We start from the raw sequence: 15,652 nt of genomic DNA on the forward strand, positions 1-15,652 counted from the left end.
CGCCATGCCGGAACTCGAGCAAGCCCTGGCCGAAGTCGCCGCCGAAATGGCGGCGCGCACCGATCGCGGCAGTGTCGCCAGCTATATCCCGCAGCTCGGCAAGGTCGATCCGCAGAAATTCGGCATCGCGGCCGTGACCAATGACGGCCGCGTCATCCTGGCAGGCGATGCCGATCAGCCGTTTTCGATCCAGAGCGTGTCGAAAGTTTTCACGCTGACGCTGGCGCTCGGCAAGATCGGCGACGCGCTCTGGCAGCGGGTCGGACGCGAACCGTCCGGCAATCCGTTCAACTCGATCGTCCAGCTCGAGCACGAGAACGGCATTCCGCGCAATCCGTTCATCAACGCCGGCGCCATCGTCGTCTCCGACGTGCTGCTCGCCGGCCATCAGCCGCGCGAGGCGATCGGCGAGATCCTGCGCTTTATCCAATTCCTCGCCGACGACGATACGATCATCATCGACCGTGAGGTCGCGGCGTCGGAACGCGCCACCGGCTACCGCAACTTCGCTCTGGCCAACTATATGAAATCCTTCGGCAATCTCCATCATCAGCCGGAGCTGGCATTGGGTGTCTATTTCCATCATTGCGCCGTCGCCATGAGCTGCAGGCAGCTCGCCATGGCCGGACGTTTCCTTGCCAATGGCGGCAGGAACCCGGCGACGGGCCATTCCGTGGTGTCGGCCGAACGCGCACGCCGCATCGGCGCGCTGATGCTGACCTGCGGCCACTATGACGGCTCCGGCGATTTCGCCTTCCGCGTCGGCATCCCGGGCAAAAGCGGTGTCGGCGGCGGCATTCTGGGCATCGTGCCGGGCGTCGCCTCGCTGGCGGTCTGGTCGCCCGGCCTCAATGAGAACGGCAATTCCAAGCTCGGCTCGATCGCTCTGGAGAAGCTTGCCCGGATGATGGGCTGGTCAATCTTCGCACCTTAAGGCAAGTCGATATTCAGGTGAGGCCGGCCTGCAAATGGCGGCTTCCTGCGCTTCCGATGCTCGCGCCATAGGATGTGAGAGAGGCGCGGAGGAGGCGGCCATGGAAGATCGAGATCGTTGGATACTGCATATCAAGGAGGTGCGCGCCCGCCATGGCGTGAGCCTTCTTGAAGCGGAACGTATCGCCTTATCCGATCCTCTTTGGCGACGTTGGGTTGAGCGCCAGATCAACACAGACGAACGCTGCCGCAAGTTTGCCCGCACCCACATGGCAGCCAATCGCCAAGCCTCTTTGGTTTACAGAGACGGCGAGGTGCTGAAACTGCGCTAGCAGGAGAAGCATGGGTTCATCGCGTTTAACTCGGCCATGTTCAAAACGAAAAATCCCGCGCCGTATGCGCGGGATTTTGCTTTGAAATCAGTCTGATAACTCAGAGATCTCAGAAGAAGCCCTTACGCTGCCACCAGCCGGCGCGCTTCGGCTTGTCCTCGGTCTTGGCCTCGTCGGAGACGGTCGAGGACACGACGGGAACGACCGGCGCGTCGATCGACTGCGGCTTGCGCCGCGTCGGATGCGCGTTGGCGACCGGCTCCACCTCGGACGCGGCGACAGCCGCCGGCTCGGGCTCTGCAACCACCGGCGCAACTTCCGTGACAGGTTCGGAGACCGTCTCGGCCACCGTTTCCTCGGCTGCCTTCTTCGCTCTCGAACGACGTGGCTTCTTCGGCTTTTCGGCCACCTCGGCATCGTCGTTGGCCGCGACGGGAGTGGCAGGTTGCTCGGGCGCGGCTGACGCCGCCGGCTCGCCGGCGTCGTCACCGTTCTCGGTGGCTTCACCTTCGGCGTCGCCGACCGCATCGCCGGCACCGGCCTCCGCAGCCTCGTCCTCGCGACGGTTGCGCTTGCCGCCGCGCTTGCCGCGCCGGCGCTTCTTGTTGGCGCCATCCTCGGTCTCGGCCGCGGCAGCTTCACCACCGGCCGTCACGTCCTGAGCGGTCTCATCCGTAGCTTCATCGTCCGCTTCGCCGGCTTCAGCCAGCGTCGGCGCGGCCGCTGCGTCGTCACCGTGCTCGCGGTCGCGATCCCTGCCGCCACGCCGGCGACGGCGCTTTCGGCGCCTGCGGCCTTCGCCATCCTCGGACCGCTGCTGATGCTGGCCCTGCTGCGGGTGACGCGGCTGCTCGGCCTGCACTACAACGTCGTCTTCCTCTTCCTCGACGACGATTTCGTCCTCGGGCTCTTCCGGCTCGACATAGGCCGGCAGGCTGCGCACCTCGACGAAACCTTCCGGCTTCTCGGCGATGGCGCCGCGGAAGATCGCGTAATGCTGGGTGCCGAGCGTCTCGTCCGCCTCGATGGTGATCGTCAGCCCGAAGCGCGCTTCGAGCTCGACCAGTGTCGAGCGCTTGTGGTTGAGCACATAGAGGGCTGTGACGGACGGGGTACGCACGATGATGTGGCTGCGCGAATCCTTGAGCAGGAACTCCTCGATCGCCCGTACCACCATCAGCGCGACCGACGAATCGGAGCGAACATGGCCGGTGCCGCCGCAATGCGGGCAGGGCTTCATGGTCGATTCCAGTACGCTGGCGCGGATGCGCTGGCGCGACATCTCCATCAGGCCGAAATGCGAGATACGGCCGACCTGGATGCGCGCGCGGTCGTTCTTGAGGTGATCCTTGAGCCGCTTTTCGACCGCGCGGTTGTTGCGGTTCTCCTCCATGTCGATGAAGTCGATGACGATGAGGCCGGCAAGGTCGCGCAGCCTCAACTGGCGCGCGACTTCCTCGGCCGCCTCCAGATTGGTGTGGAGCGCGGTCTCCTCGATCGAGTGCTCCTTGGTGGAGCGGCCGGAGTTGACGTCGATCGAAACCAGCGCCTCGGTCTGGTTGATGATGATGTAGCCGCCGCTCTTCAGCGTCACCTGCGGCTGCAGCATGCGGTCGAGCTGCGCCTCGATGCCGTTGCGCACGAAGATCGGTGTCGTATCGCGGAACGGCTGAACCACTTTGGCATGGCTCGGCATCAGCATGCGCATGAAGTCCTTGGCCTCGCGATAGCCGTCTTCGCCAGAGACCAGGATCTCGTCGATGTCCTTGTTGTAGAGGTCGCGCACCGAGCGCTTGATCAGGCTGCCTTCCTCATAGACCAGGGCAGGGGCCGTCGACTGCAGCGTCAGGTTGCGGACATTCTCCCAAAGCCGCATCAGATATTCGTAGTCGCGCTTGATCTCGGCCTTGGTGCGGCTTTCGCCGGCGGTGCGCAGGATGACGCCCATGCCTTGCGGCACTTCGAGGTCGGCGACCACTTCCTTCAGCCGCTTGCGGTCCTGCGCGTTGGTGATCTTTCGCGAAATGCCGCCGCCGCGCGCCGTGTTCGGCATCAGTACCGAATAGCGGCCGGCAAGCGACAGATAGGTGGTAAGCGCCGCGCCCTTGTTGCCGCGCTCTTCCTTGACCACCTGCACCAGCAGGATCTGCCGGCGCTTGATGACCTCCTGGATCTTGTACTGGCGGCGCACCGGCTTGCGGCGGTTGCGGATTTCTTCCAGCGCGTCCTCGGCGCCGACGGATTCGACCTCGTGCTCGTCGGAATGCGAGGACGAGACCTCCTCCAGCATGCCGCGATCGTTGTCGCTGGGCGCGGCTTCATCGCCGGCGGGGGCTTCGCTGGCGGCCTCGGCCTGCGGCACGGCCTCGGAAATCACATCGCCCTCGATGCTGGCGGCGATCGAGGTCGGACCGCCTTCGGAGCCTTTGTCCTCGTCGCCTTCGCTGGCATCGTGATCTTCGGCAAGGGTCTCGTTGTCCGACTGAACCACGGCCGGCTGGCCTTCGTCAGCCGCATCCGATGCGGCTTCGACGTCAACGGCTTCGACGGCTACTTGCGAGCCGTCGGCAGCTTCATCGGCGGTTTCGTCCGCCGCGGCCGCTTCGGCCGGCCCTTCGCTGTTCCCAGCGGAAGCGGCGGCTTCCGCGTCGCGCTTGTGATCGCCGCGGTCGCGGTTCTTGCCGCCGCGCCGACGGTTGCGCCGGCCGCCGCGATCGCGGGCCTGCTGCTCCTCGCCGGCCTCGGCGGCTTCCTCGTCGTCCTCATCCTCGGCCTCCTGCGCTTCGGCGCGCAGCAGGGCCTGACGGTCGGCGACCGGGATCTGGTAGTAATCGGGGTGAATTTCACTGAAGGCGAGAAAACCGTGACGGTTGCCGCCATATTCGACAAAGGCTGCCTGGAGGGAAGGTTCGACGCGGGTTACGCGGGCGAGGTAGATGTTTCCTTTGAGCTGCTTCTTGTCCTGGGATTCAAAGTCGAATTCTTCGATGCGGTTACCGCGAACGACAACAACGCGTGTTTCCTCCTGGTGGGAGGCGTCTATCAGCATTTTGTTCGGCATTATCTTGTTTCCTGCCGGCAGCCGACAGCCGCAGCTGGCGAGGCAAAACCCGCCGCTGTGCGCCTGTAAATGAGTGCTTGCCGGATAATTGAATGTCCGCCGGCCGCCGCTTCAGCGCGATGGAGGTGCCGCCCGCAGCCATTGTGGCGCGGTTTGATGCGGACCTTCCCATGATTGCGCTTGAAGCCATCGGCACCCAGCAGACCTTTTGAACCAAAGCCCGGGCGGAGCCGGACCAGCTTGTTTGCTCATACAGAGCCGGCACGGGTCGACCCGGCCGTTTCCCTCACGCAAGCGATTCCCCCGCCACGGGAGCACGCCTGCGAAAATCGTCGCGATCACCTGAGCCCGGAAGCGAGAACCCGCCTTTGCATCCGACCTTTACAGGAAACTGTTGAGGCGGGCGGTCCCAGGATTGCAGTGATCCAACGTCGCTTTTATGATTTGGCGGAATGGAAGGCAACCCCGATTTCGGATGCCGGCAAAAAGCGCTTCCGCAACGGAAGGTCGGCTGCCAAATTCACTCGCTGAAAGGCTTGGTTAACCTTCTCTGCATACCAATCGTTAATCGAATTGGCGGCGTTACAGGCACACTGCAAAAAGACCCGGCGCCATGCGCCAAACGGGAGCGACGGATTAGAGATGGGACTGGCAGGCAGCGCAGACAAGGGGCGTGGCGCCGCAGGGCGGCTCAGGTTCATTGCCTCGGCCCTCCTCGCGCTCACGCTGCTCCTTGGTCTTGCCGCTGTTTCGCATGCGGATGCCATGCTCGGCGCGACCGGCTACAAGATGGCGGGCGACGCCACAAAGATGCGCATCGTCATCAATTTCGATCGCGAGCCGGACCTCAAATGGTTCCTGCTGCGCGGTCCCAATCGCCTTGTCGTCGATCTCCCGCACACGCGATTCGCGCTCGACGCCAAGGACGTGAAGCCGCGCGGTCTGGTGCGGGCCGTCCGCTACGGCGATCAGGGGGAGGCATCGCGGATCATCCTCACCGGCAAGGGACCGTTCGCCGTCGACAAGCTGGACGTGCTCAAGAACGATGACGGCAGCGGCTATCGCATCGCCATCGACATCTCGGCCGCTTCCGAGCGCGAATTCGACGAAGCTTTGGCCAACCAGTCGCTGACCACCGGTTCGACCGTGTCCACCGACAAGGGCGAGCGGGTCGGCACCGGGCCGATCTCGGCGCCCGGCCACCGCTTCACAGTCGTCATCGATCCGGGTCATGGCGGCGTCGACGGCGGCGCCGAAAGCGCTGCCGGCACGATCGAAAAGAACGTCACGCTCGCTTTTGCCACGGAACTTCGCGACAAGCTGGCCGCGGTTGGGAAATACGACGTGTTCATGACGCGCGACACGGATGTATATCTCACACTCGACGACCGCGTCCGGATCGCCCGCCAGCATGAGGCCGATCTGTTGATCTCGATCCATGCGGACACGATTGCCGTCAAGGGCCTTCGCGGCGCCACGGTCTACACGCTTTCCGACAAGGCGTCCGATCCCGAAGCCCAGGCGCTTGCCGATCGCGAAAACCTGTCCGACCAGTTCGCCGGCATGAAGATCAAGGACGACGACAAGGAAGTCACCGACATCCTGATCGACCTGATCCGTCGCGAAACCCACAATTTCTCGATGAGCTTCGCCCACACGCTGGTCGGCCAGCTGTCGACCAATGTCGGCTTGATCAACAATCCGCAGCGTTCCGCGGGCTTCAGGGTGCTCAAGGCGCCGGATGTGCCGTCGGTCCTGGTCGAGCTCGGCTATCTGTCCAACGCCAAGGACGAGGCGCAATTGCTCAACGCCGATTGGCGCGGCAAGGCCGCCCAGTCGATCACCAATGCGGTCGCCCTGTTCGCTTCGGCGAAGACGGGGACCGCCACCGGCGGCTGACCGAAGCGCAGCCGGCTACAACCGCCAGCCGCCTACAACCACAAGCAGGCGTTGCACGACGACAACACACGGCGCTATTATCGACAGGACCGAGTCCTGAAATCCGGCGCTGCCGTATTTTGTCCACATGGTCGCGACAATGCTCTTCCATTGCGGATTGGGACCGCTCCGGGAAGCTTGCGCGGCAAGCGGCTTCGTTTAGGAAAATCCCGAACCTCGGACTGGAGCGGGCATGATTCGTCTCATCGGCTATTTCTTCGGCATCGGCACCACGCTGGCGCTGCTGGTGGCTGCCGGCGTTGCCATCTATATCAGCCATGTGGCGAAGGACCTGCCCGACTATGAGGTGCTGGCCAAATACGAGCCGCCGGTAACGACGCGCATCCACGCCTCGGATGGCTCGCTGATGGCCGAATACGCGCGCGAGCGGCGCCTCTATTTGCCGATCCAGGCGATCCCCGATCGCGTCAAGGCCGCTTTCATGTCGGCCGAGGACAAGAATTTCTACAACCATCCGGGCATCGACATCACCGGCCTCGGCCGCGCCATCATCGTCAATTTGCAGAATCTCGGTTCCGGCCGGCGCCAGGTCGGCGCTTCGACCATCACCCAGCAGGTGGCGAAGAACTTCCTGCTCACCTCGGACCAGACCTATGAGCGCAAGATCAAGGAGATGATCCTGGCCTTCCGCATCGAGCAGGCCTATTCCAAGGACCGCATCCTCGAGCTCTACCTTAACGAAATCTTCTTCGGCTTCGGCGCTTACGGCGTCGCGGGTGCTGCGCTCACCTATTTCGACAAGTCGGTCAACGAACTGACGGTTGCCGAGGCCGCCTATCTCGCCTCGTTGCCGAAAGGCCCGAACAACTACCATCCCTTCAAGCATGCCGACCGCGCCATAGAGCGCCGTAACTGGGTCATCGACCAGATGGTCGAGAACGGCTACGTCACTCGCGAGGAAGGCGACAAGGCCAAGGCCGAGCCGCTCGGCGTGAAGCCGCGCCGCAATGGGTCGTATTTGTTCGCCGGCGAGTATTTCACCGAGGAAGTCCGCCGCCAGATCATTGCCCGCTACGGCGAGAACGCGCTCTATGAGGGCGGCCTGTCGGTGCGCACGACGCTCGATCCTAAAATCCAGCTCATCGCCCGCAAGTCGTTGCAGAACGGCCTGCTGAAATACGACATGCTGCGCGGCTATCGTGGACCGGTGACGCATATCGACGTCTCCGGCGACTGGGGCGTGCCGCTCGGCAACGTCAAAGGCCTCGAGGATGTCCCGGAATGGACGCTGGCCGTCGTGCTGGACAGCTCGGATGCCGGCCTGACCATCGGCCTGCAGCCGGGGCGGCAGATTTCCGGCGATCTCGTCAAGGAGCGTGTCCAGGGCACCGTCAGCAAGGACGACATGAGCTTTGCCATGCGCCACTTCGTCAACGGCAAGTCCGTCAGGGCGAAGTCTCCGGCCGAGGTGCTGGAGCCTGGCGACGTCGTCTTTGTGCAGAAGAACGAAGGTTCCGACAACACCTATATGCTGCGCCAGGTGCCGGAGGTCGAAGGCGGGCTCGTCGCCATGGATCCGCATACCGGTCGCGTGCTGGCGATGGTTGGCGGCTTCTCCTACGCCCAGTCGGAGTTCAACCGCGCCACCCAGGCGATGCGCCAGCCCGGCTCCTCGTTCAAGCCGATCGTCTATTCGGCGGCGCTGGACAACGGCTATACGCCGGCCTCGGTGATCATGGACGGTCCGATCACCATCCAAAGCGGCAACACGACCTGGACGCCGAAGAACTATGACGGCACGGTCGCCGGCCCGGCCACGCTGCGTTCCGGCATCGAAAAGTCGCGCAATCTGATGACGGTGCGGCTCGCCAACGACATGGGCATGAAGCTGGTCGTCGAATATGCCGAACGCTTCGGCGTCTACGACCATCTGGCGCCTTATCTGCCGATGGCGCTGGGCTCGGGCGAAACCACGGTCATGCGCATGGTCTCGGCCTATTCGATCATGGCCAACGGCGGCAAGTCGATCAAACCCTCGCTGATCGACCGCATCCAGGACCGCTACGGCAAGACCGTGTTCAAGCAGGACGAGCGCGGCTGCGAAGGCTGCAACGCCACCGAATGGAAGAACCAGCCAGAGCCGGAACTGGTCGACAATTCCGAGCAGGTGCTCGACCCGATGACCGCCTACCAGATCACTTCGATGATGGAAGGCGTCGTGCAGCGCGGCACCGGCGCCACCATCGGAGAGCTCGGCCGCCACATCGCCGGCAAGACCGGTACCACCAATGACGAGAAGGACGCCTGGTTCATCGGCTTCACGCCCAACCTCGTCGTCGGCCTCTACATGGGCTACGACACGCCGCGCGGCCTTGGCCATGGCGCCACCGGTGGCGGCCTCGCGGCCCCGATCTTCAAGGATTTCATGCGCGTCGCGCTCGACGGCAAGCCCAACACCGACTTCCAGGTTCCGGAGGGCATGAAGCTCATCGCCATCAACCGCAAGACCGGCATGCGCGCCGCCGAAGGCGATCCCAACACCATCATCGAGGCGTTCAAGCCCGGCACCGGCCCGGCCGACAGCTACTGGGTGATCGGCATGGGCGCGGACGGCTCCAACGGCGCCGGCGGGCCGTTGTCGCCACAAGCCAACCAGGCCATCCAGAGCGGCGGCGGCGGGCTCTACTGACGTATCGTTATTTCGCGGAATGGGCCGGCAACAAGCGCCGGCCCATTTCGCTTTACAGGCGGCGATGCCGTGCCTATGTATCGCGCCTTATCCGAAAAGACCGAAAAGAACAGGACAGAACCAACAGCCATGCGCGCGGAAACGCTCAACATTGTCGACGAGATCAGGCAGGCGATAACCCTGCTGAGGAGGCATCTTTGACTGGGATCAGGCTGTAAAGCGGCTTGAATACCTGAACTCGCGCGCCGAGGATTCCAGCCTCTGGAACGACCCGATCGAAGCGCAGAAACTGATGCGCGAGCGCCAGGAGCTTGAAGACGGCATTGCCGCCGTCAAGGGAATGACGCAGGCACTGGAAGACAATATCGGCCTGATCGAACTTGGCGAGGAAGAGGGCGACACCGGCATTATCGCCGAGGCTGAAGCCGCGCTGCGTTCGATGCAGGGCGAAGCCAAGGCCCGCCAGGTCGAGACGCTGCTGTCGGGCGAGGCCGACGCCAACGACACCTATCTCGAAATCCATGCCGGCGCCGGCGGCACCGAAAGCCAGGACTGGGCCTCGATGCTGTTGCGCATGTATACGCGCTGGGCCGAACGCCGCCGCTTCAAGGTCGAGGTGCTGGAAGTCCATGACGGTGAAGAGGCGGGCATCAAGTCGGCCACGGTGCTGATCAAGGGCCACAACGCATATGGCTGGCTGAAGACCGAGTCCGGCGTGCACCGCCTGGTGCGCATCTCGCCCTATGACAGCAATGCGCGCCGCCACACATCCTTCTCCAGCGTCTGGGTCTATCCTGTCGTCGACGACAAGATAGAGATCGATGTCTCGGAATCCGACGTGCGCATCGACACCTATCGCTCGTCTGGTTCGGGCGGCCAGCACGTCAACACCACCGATTCCGCTGTGCGCATCACCCATCTGGCGACCGGCATCGCGGTGGCCTGCCAGGCCGAGCGGTCGCAGCACAAGAACCGCGCCAAGGCCTGGGAAATGCTGCGCTCTCGCCTCTACGAGGAAGAGCTGAAGAAGCGCGAAGCGGTCGCCAACGCCACCGAGGCCTCGAAGAGCGACATCGGCTGGGGCCACCAGATCCGCTCCTATGTGCTGCAGCCCTACCAGCTCGTGAAGGACTTGCGCACCGGCGTCGAAAGCACCTCGCCATCGAGTGTGCTCGACGGCGACCTCGACGAGTTCATGGAAGCCTCGCTGTCGCATCGCATCGAGGGCGGCGCCGGCGAAGCGGTGGCGGACCTCGATTAGAGTATCCCGGCGTCGCATGAAGGAGGCGCCGGTGACGCGCAAGCTTGTCGGAAAATGCTTTTGCGGCGCGGTTACCTACGAGGTGGCGGATGAATTCGCTTACGCAGCGAACTGCCATTGCTCCAACTGCCGTCGCACGACGGGCTCGGCCTTCAAGCCTTTCGCCGGCATCGAGCGTGACAAATTTCGCCTGACCGCTGGCGACGACCGGCTGCTGATCTACGGCGACTCTAGCGGCCACGACGCACATTGCGGGCAATGCGGCTCGCTGCTCTATTCGCTGGTGCGCGACGGCGCCTATGTTCATGTGCCGATGGGAACACTCGTGGACGAGCCGGCCATCCGGCCGAGCGCTCACATCTTTGTCGGCTCCAAGGCGAACTGGTTCACAATCACCGACGACCTGCCGCAGTATGATGAGCATGTTCCCGGCTGAGTGGCCGGAACGTCCGTTGCCGCAATCCCGTTTGTGACCGGTCGCGGATTGCCTGGAGTGCTCAATCGGCGGGTTATTGCGCCGACCAAGGAATCAGCGCAGCCTCGCCGCTGTGATACAAAAGCATTTATGGCCGGACGCGGCATAACTGCGAGACGATCCGGCCACTGGGAAGACACGTTCCGGGAACGGGCAAGCGAAAACGCTTGATGCTCGAAAGGAACGCTTCGATGTCTTCTGCCACATTAAGTTCGGCCCAAGCCGCTCGACCGCCTGGCCGACTGCTATTGTCCCTGTTTGCGACCGGTGCCGTCGCGATGCTGGCCATGCCGGCCTTCGCCCATGACGCCAAGCCGACGGCAGCGCTCCCGCAAGGCTGGAGCTATCCCTTTGCCTGCTGCGCCAATTACGACTGCAAGGAAGTGCCGCAGTCGTCGATCAGCGAGCGGCCCGAGGGCTACGTCATACAAGGCACCGGCGAAGTCGTCGCCTACAGCGACAAGCGCATCAGGAATTCGCCGGACGGCGAATATCACTGGTGCGCGCACCAGGCCGGGCTCGATGCCGGCAGGACCATTTGCCTGTTCGTGCCGCCGCCTTCTTACTAGGACCGGGCGGCCTAGCGCGAGGTCCTGAAATCGCGGCAGGATATCTGCCGAAGCTGCTGACAGACAGTTGTCAGGATCGCTTCTTTATGTTGCGTTGCCGCTAGGGGATCCGGCGTGGCGGCGGACAATGGAGAGGTGATCGATGACCATCAAGGGAAGCTGCCACTGCAAGGCGACGACGTTCGAGGTTTCTGAAGCGCCGCAGACGGTGACGCAATGCACATGTTCGTTCTGCTCCAAGCGCGGGTCGCTCTGGGCCTACTATGTGCCTTCGCAATTCAAGCTAACCAGCCCGCCCGGAAACGTGGCCTTCTACCAATGGGGTTCAAAAACCGTCAAACACGGCTTTTGCGCCACCTGTGGCTGCGGCACCTTCACCGAAACGCCGGACTGGTCGACCGGCAAGCCGGATTTCGACAATCCCAAGATCAGCGTCAATTCCCGCCTGTTCGATGATTTCGACCTCGACAAGGTTGAGGTGGTGGTGATCGACGGCAAGAATCTTTGGTAGCCGGCATCGGTGCGAGGGATGCCGGCCGCAACCATTGCAGATGAAGCATTTTTCCGCCGTTTTCCTGTTCCGTTTTTCGCCGCATTTCGTGCTACAAGGCTTCCGGAAGGGCTGATTTGGCGCGGCCGCGCGGCCGCGAATTGAGAGGGATCAATTTCATGAAGAAGACCGTGCTCGTCGCCGTGGCGACGGCTCTGCTGGTGAGCGCCTGCACCACCACCGACCCCTATACCGGCGACCAGAAGATCTCGAACACGGCGGCCGGCGCCGGCCTCGGCGCGCTGGCAGGCGCCAGCCTCGGTCTGCTCGCCGGCGGCAACGACCGCCGCAACGCCTTGATCGGCGCCGGCATCGGCGCGCTGGCCGGCGGCGCGATCGGCGCGACCATGGACCAGAACGAGGCCGAGCTGCGCCGTCAGTTGCAGGGCACCGGCGTCAGCGTCACCCGCAGCGGCGACCAGATCATCCTCAACATGCCGTCCGACATCACCTTCAATGTCGACCAGGATGCGGTGAAGCCTGGCTTCTATCCGGTGCTGAACTCGGTGGCGCTGGTGCTGAAGAAGTTCCGCCAGACCACCGTCGACGTCTTCGGCCACACCGATTCGACCGGTGGCGACCAGCACAATTTCGATCTGTCGCAGCGCCGCGCGCTCGCCGTTGCCAATTACCTGGCCGGCCAGGGCGTCGATCAGCGCCGCTTCGCCGTTACCGGTTTCGGCAAGACGCGCCCGATCGCCTCCAATGCGACGGCCCAGGGCCGCGAGCAGAACCGGCGCGTCGAGATCCAGCTCTCGCCGCTCACCTGATCAGGTCGGCGAATGGAGTTGCAAGACGGCCCCGCGCGGGGCCGTTTTCGTTTGTGCGAACACGGGCCAGCGTGTCGTTTTCAAAAGAAAATTAGCTAGGTCTAAATCACTGCTTTCCCGCAGTGATCGAAAGGACTAGCATCAGTGCCGTTCCAGAGGGGATGAGGCGGTACAACTGGCCGCGCAATCAGCATTTCCCGCCTCGGTCTTGCACGGCCAGATGAAATATCTGGGAGGAATGCATGACAAGAGCAGTTCGCCTTGGGCGTTGCGGCGTCCTTGTTTTGGCTGGCCTTCTCGGCGCGTCGTTCGGCGCCGGCACGGCCCGGGCTGAAGACGCAAACAAGGCCGACATCGAGGCCTTGAAGAAATCATTGGCCAAGTATGAAGACTATACCGCGGCGGTCCGCGACCTTTATCTGTCGACCGTCGGCTGCGTCCACTACGCGGGCGAGAAGGTCGCCGGAGCGATGTATTATCCGAAGGGCGCCATGGGCATCCATTTCGTCAACGTGCCCAGCATCGGCAAGCCGCTCGACCCGATGAAACCCAACGTCCTCATCTACGAGCCGACCAAGAAGGGCCTGAAACTTGTCGGCGTGGAGTGGCTGATGCCGCTGACGCCGGACACCAAGGAGGCTCCATCCTTGTTCGGGCAGAAATTCATGGGTCCGATGGAAGGGCACTATCCGCTCATCCCGAGGGAGTTCGTCCACTACGATCTGCACGCCTGGCTTTTCAGGGACAACCCCAACGGCATGTTCAGCCCGACCAATCCGAACGTGAAATGCAGCAAGGCCGAGTTTCCGATGCTGGAAAAACCGACCAAGATGATGCCCGGACCGATGTAGGAGGCTGATCCCTCGGGCGAAGCAGTGAAAAAAGAAACGGCCCTCAAGGGGCCGTTTTCATGTCTGCTGCATCGATCGGAGTTCAGACCTTTGCGACGATCCGCATGAAGGCAGGCACATCGTCGCCGAAGCCGACGGTGCCGTCGTCCTCTTCTCGGCGATGACGGGCAGGGCGGTTCTGGTCGCGCGGCGGACGGGCATCGCCACGCTGCTCGTTGCGATTGCTGGAGTCGTTGCGATTGCCAAAATCGTTTCGACTGCTTGTGCCCTTGCGCTCGTTCTCGGAGCGGATCGCATCCTTGCGGGCGCGCCGCTCTGCAATGTCGGCGACTTCGGCCGCCGGCTGCGCGTCGGCGATCGCCTCCGGCGCTACGTCCGTGTCTGGCTTGGTGTGGCGGTCTCTCTTGCCGCGGCCCTTGCGGTCCTCGTCCTTGCGGCCGGCCCGGCGCGGCGCGCCACGGCCGCGGCGCGGCGAATCCTCGCCCTCGCTTTCGGTCACCGTCGACAGGTCGCCGTCATGCCACTCGATCTTGGCGCCGATCAGCCTTTCGATGGCATCGACATATTTGGTGTCGGAGCGGGTGGCGATGGTGAACGACTTGCCGGAGCGCCCGGCGCGGCCGGTGCGACCGATGCGGTGGACATAGTCCTCGGCGTGGATCGGCACGTCGTAGTTGAAGACGTGGCTGACATCGGGAATGTCGAGGCCGCGCGCGGCGACGTCGGAGGCCACGAGGTAGCGCAGCTTGCCGTCGCGGAAATTGGCGAGCATCTGCATGCGTGCGCGCTGGTCCATGTCGCCATGCAACGCGCCGGCGTCGAAGTCATATTTCAAGAGCGAGCGGAAAAGCTCCGACACTTCGACCTTGCGGTTGCAGAAGATAATGGCGTTCTTCAGATCGGCGTCTTCGGCCTTCATCAGGCTGCGCAGCGTCTCACGCTTCTCCCACGGCTTGGACCCGGACTTCACCAGCCGCTGCGTGATGCTGGTGGCGGTGGAGGCAGCCTTGGATACCTCGACGCGCACCGGCGCATGCAGGAATTTTTCCGTCAGCTTGGTGATCTCCGGCGGCATCGTCGCCGAGAAGAACAGCGTCTGGCGCGTGAACGGGATCATCTCGCAGATGCGCTCGATATCGGGGATGAAGCCCATGTCGAGCATGCGGTCGGCCTCGTCGATGACCAGGATCTCGACGCCGTTGAGCAAGAGCTTGCCGCGTTCGCGGTGGTCAAGCAGACGGCCCGGCGTGGCAATCAGCACATCGGCGCCGCGCTCGAGCTTCTTGTCCTGCTCGTCGAAGGAGACGCCGCCGATAAGCAATGCGATGTTGAGCTTGTGGTTCTTGCCGTATTTGACGAAGTTTTCTTCGACCTGGGCGGCGAGCTCGCGCGTCGGCTCGAGGATCAGCGTGCGCGGCATGCGAGCCCGTGCCCGGCCCTTTTCCAGCCGCGTCAACATCGGCAGCACGAAGGAGGCGGTTTTGCCCGTGCCGGTCTGGGCAATGCCCAGCACATCCTTGCCGAGCAGCGCATGCGGGATCGCGCCAGCCTGGATCGGCGTCGGCTTGGTGTAGCCGGCATCGGTGACTGCGGAAAGGACCTTCGGCGAAAGGCCGAGGTCCGAAAAGGTCAACGCTTCTTGAGCGGTCGTGGCGTCTGAGGACAAGTGTTTGATGTCTTTGGCTGGTTTAGGAAAATCGCAACACGTGTTGCGGCAGGCGCCGCGCGTCTGCAAGATCGGGCTTGCAGTTAGGCGCAAGTCCGCGATTTGTCAACAGAAACGGCCGGAAAACCGGCGATTGTGAGCACGTAACCTTAATCGCGATGCTTAATGCATGTCGCCCAGAAGTGTGCAGCGGTTCTGGGACAACGACATGCATCAAAACAGTGACTTAAAGCATGTCGCCCAGAAGTGTGCAGCGGTTCTGGGACAACGACATGCATCAAAACAGAGACTTAAAGCGTGTCGCCTGAATTCGTTTCAGCGCGACACGCTTTAATCGAAACAATTTCGCTGTGCCGGCTCAATAGCGGAACTGCTCTGCAAGGATACGCTCGTTCCAGGAATGGTTGGGATCGAACAGCAACGTCGCGGTTTTGGTCGGCGATTCCCGCACCGTCACGGAGGTCACCGCCTTGACTTCGGTGTGGTCGGCGGCGGCGTTCACCGGGCGCTTTTCGGATTCCAGGATATCGAAGCGCACCGTCGCCTTGTTCGCCAGCAGCGCGGCCCCCCCGCCGCGCCGGCGGGACCGGCGGACC

Annotated in this window: 12 protein-coding genes and 1 pseudogene; 10 read left to right on the top strand and 3 right to left on the bottom strand. The window is 63.1% G+C overall.

Annotation, left to right across the window (positions count from 1 at the left end):
- Window positions 1–4: 4 nt before the first annotated feature.
- The gene (locus FJ988_RS20885) at window positions 5–934 is read left to right on the top strand and encodes a glutaminase (protein ID WP_140820234.1); all 930 of its coding nucleotides are present in this window, start codon (window positions 5–7) and stop codon (window positions 932–934) included.
- A 100-nt stretch (window positions 935–1,034) separates the two neighbouring features.
- Window positions 1,035–1,265, top strand: coding sequence for a hypothetical protein (locus tag FJ988_RS20890; protein ID WP_140820235.1), 231 nt, complete (start codon window positions 1,035–1,037; stop codon window positions 1,263–1,265).
- Window positions 1,266–1,374: 109 nt separating this feature from the next.
- On the opposite strand, the gene FJ988_RS20895 is transcribed toward FJ988_RS20890, so the two are convergent.
- Window positions 1,375–4,326 carry a ribonuclease E/G gene (locus tag FJ988_RS20895; protein WP_140820236.1) on the bottom strand — a complete coding sequence of 984 codons (2,952 nt, stop codon included), beginning with the start codon at window positions 4,324–4,326 and terminating at the stop codon, window positions 1,375–1,377.
- 642 nt (window positions 4,327–4,968) lie between these two features.
- Between FJ988_RS20895 and FJ988_RS20900 the strand changes: the two genes are divergently transcribed.
- The 8 genes from FJ988_RS20900 to FJ988_RS20935 all read left to right on the top strand — a co-directional run bounded on the left by FJ988_RS20900 (window position 4,969) and on the right by FJ988_RS20935 (window position 13,390).
- On the top strand, window positions 4,969–6,225 hold the full coding sequence (locus FJ988_RS20900) for an N-acetylmuramoyl-L-alanine amidase (RefSeq protein WP_140820237.1): 1,257 nt from the start codon (window positions 4,969–4,971) through the stop codon (window positions 6,223–6,225).
- A 232-nt stretch (window positions 6,226–6,457) separates the two neighbouring features.
- Entirely contained in the window at window positions 6,458–8,914 is a 2,457-nt protein-coding gene (locus FJ988_RS20905) for a penicillin-binding protein 1A (RefSeq protein WP_140820238.1), read from the top strand.
- 129 nt (window positions 8,915–9,043) lie between these two features.
- Window positions 9,044–10,175 (top strand): peptide chain release factor 2 gene (gene prfB, locus FJ988_RS20910; protein WP_140820239.1). Its coding sequence is split into 2 segments (ribosomal slippage): window positions 9,044–9,109 and window positions 9,111–10,175, totalling 1,131 coding nucleotides; the frame shifts between segments, so codons are not numbered across the junction.
- Window positions 10,176–10,206: 31 nt separating this feature from the next.
- Window positions 10,207–10,611: a GFA family protein gene (locus tag FJ988_RS20915; protein ID WP_140820240.1), complete on the top strand. Its 405-nt coding sequence runs from the start codon at window positions 10,207–10,209 to the stop codon at window positions 10,609–10,611.
- 230 nt (window positions 10,612–10,841) lie between these two features.
- Entirely contained in the window at window positions 10,842–11,219 is a 378-nt protein-coding gene (locus FJ988_RS20920; protein ID WP_140820241.1) for a hypothetical protein, read from the top strand.
- Window positions 11,220–11,361: 142 nt separating this feature from the next.
- The gene (locus FJ988_RS20925; RefSeq protein ID WP_140820242.1) at window positions 11,362–11,730 is read left to right on the top strand and encodes a GFA family protein; all 369 of its coding nucleotides are present in this window, start codon (window positions 11,362–11,364) and stop codon (window positions 11,728–11,730) included.
- 158 nt (window positions 11,731–11,888) lie between these two features.
- The gene (locus FJ988_RS20930) at window positions 11,889–12,539 is read left to right on the top strand and encodes an OmpA family protein (RefSeq protein ID WP_140820243.1); all 651 of its coding nucleotides are present in this window, start codon (window positions 11,889–11,891) and stop codon (window positions 12,537–12,539) included.
- A 242-nt stretch (window positions 12,540–12,781) separates the two neighbouring features.
- Entirely contained in the window at window positions 12,782–13,390 is a 609-nt protein-coding gene (locus FJ988_RS20935) for a hypothetical protein (protein WP_140820244.1), read from the top strand.
- Between the two features lie 82 nt (window positions 13,391–13,472).
- Here FJ988_RS20935 and FJ988_RS20940 read toward each other — a convergent pair whose 3' ends face one another.
- Together FJ988_RS20940 and FJ988_RS20950 are read right to left on the bottom strand one after the other, a co-directional pair.
- Window positions 13,473–15,056, bottom strand: coding sequence for a DEAD/DEAH box helicase (locus FJ988_RS20940; RefSeq protein ID WP_181183622.1), 1,584 nt, complete (start codon window positions 15,054–15,056; stop codon window positions 13,473–13,475).
- Window positions 15,057–15,414: 358 nt separating this feature from the next.
- A pseudogene (locus tag FJ988_RS20950) lies at window positions 15,415–15,652 on the bottom strand (NAD kinase); the annotation flags it as partial.

It is taken from the genome of Mesorhizobium sp. CU3 (assembly GCF_006442965.1).
Taxonomy (GTDB): domain Bacteria; phylum Pseudomonadota; class Alphaproteobacteria; order Rhizobiales; family Rhizobiaceae; genus Mesorhizobium.

What these genes read in the sequence shown, in the direction of transcription:
- FJ988_RS20885 (WP_140820234.1), top strand. Translation starts at nt 5, where the DNA reads ATGCCGGAACTCGAGCAAGCCCTGGCCGAAGTCGCCGCCGAAATGGCG.
- FJ988_RS20890 (WP_140820235.1), top strand. Translation starts at nt 1,035, where the DNA reads ATGGAAGATCGAGATCGTTGGATACTGCATATCAAGGAGGTGCGCGCC.
- FJ988_RS20895 (WP_140820236.1), bottom strand. Translation starts at nt 4,326, where the DNA reads ATGCCGAACAAAATGCTGATAGACGCCTCCCACCAGGAGGAAACACGC.
- FJ988_RS20900 (WP_140820237.1), top strand. Translation starts at nt 4,969, where the DNA reads ATGGGACTGGCAGGCAGCGCAGACAAGGGGCGTGGCGCCGCAGGGCGG.
- FJ988_RS20905 (WP_140820238.1), top strand. Translation starts at nt 6,458, where the DNA reads ATGATTCGTCTCATCGGCTATTTCTTCGGCATCGGCACCACGCTGGCG.
- FJ988_RS20920 (WP_140820241.1), top strand. Translation starts at nt 10,842, where the DNA reads ATGTCTTCTGCCACATTAAGTTCGGCCCAAGCCGCTCGACCGCCTGGC.
- FJ988_RS20925 (WP_140820242.1), top strand. Translation starts at nt 11,362, where the DNA reads ATGACCATCAAGGGAAGCTGCCACTGCAAGGCGACGACGTTCGAGGTT.
- FJ988_RS20930 (WP_140820243.1), top strand. Translation starts at nt 11,889, where the DNA reads ATGAAGAAGACCGTGCTCGTCGCCGTGGCGACGGCTCTGCTGGTGAGC.
- FJ988_RS20935 (WP_140820244.1), top strand. Translation starts at nt 12,782, where the DNA reads ATGACAAGAGCAGTTCGCCTTGGGCGTTGCGGCGTCCTTGTTTTGGCT.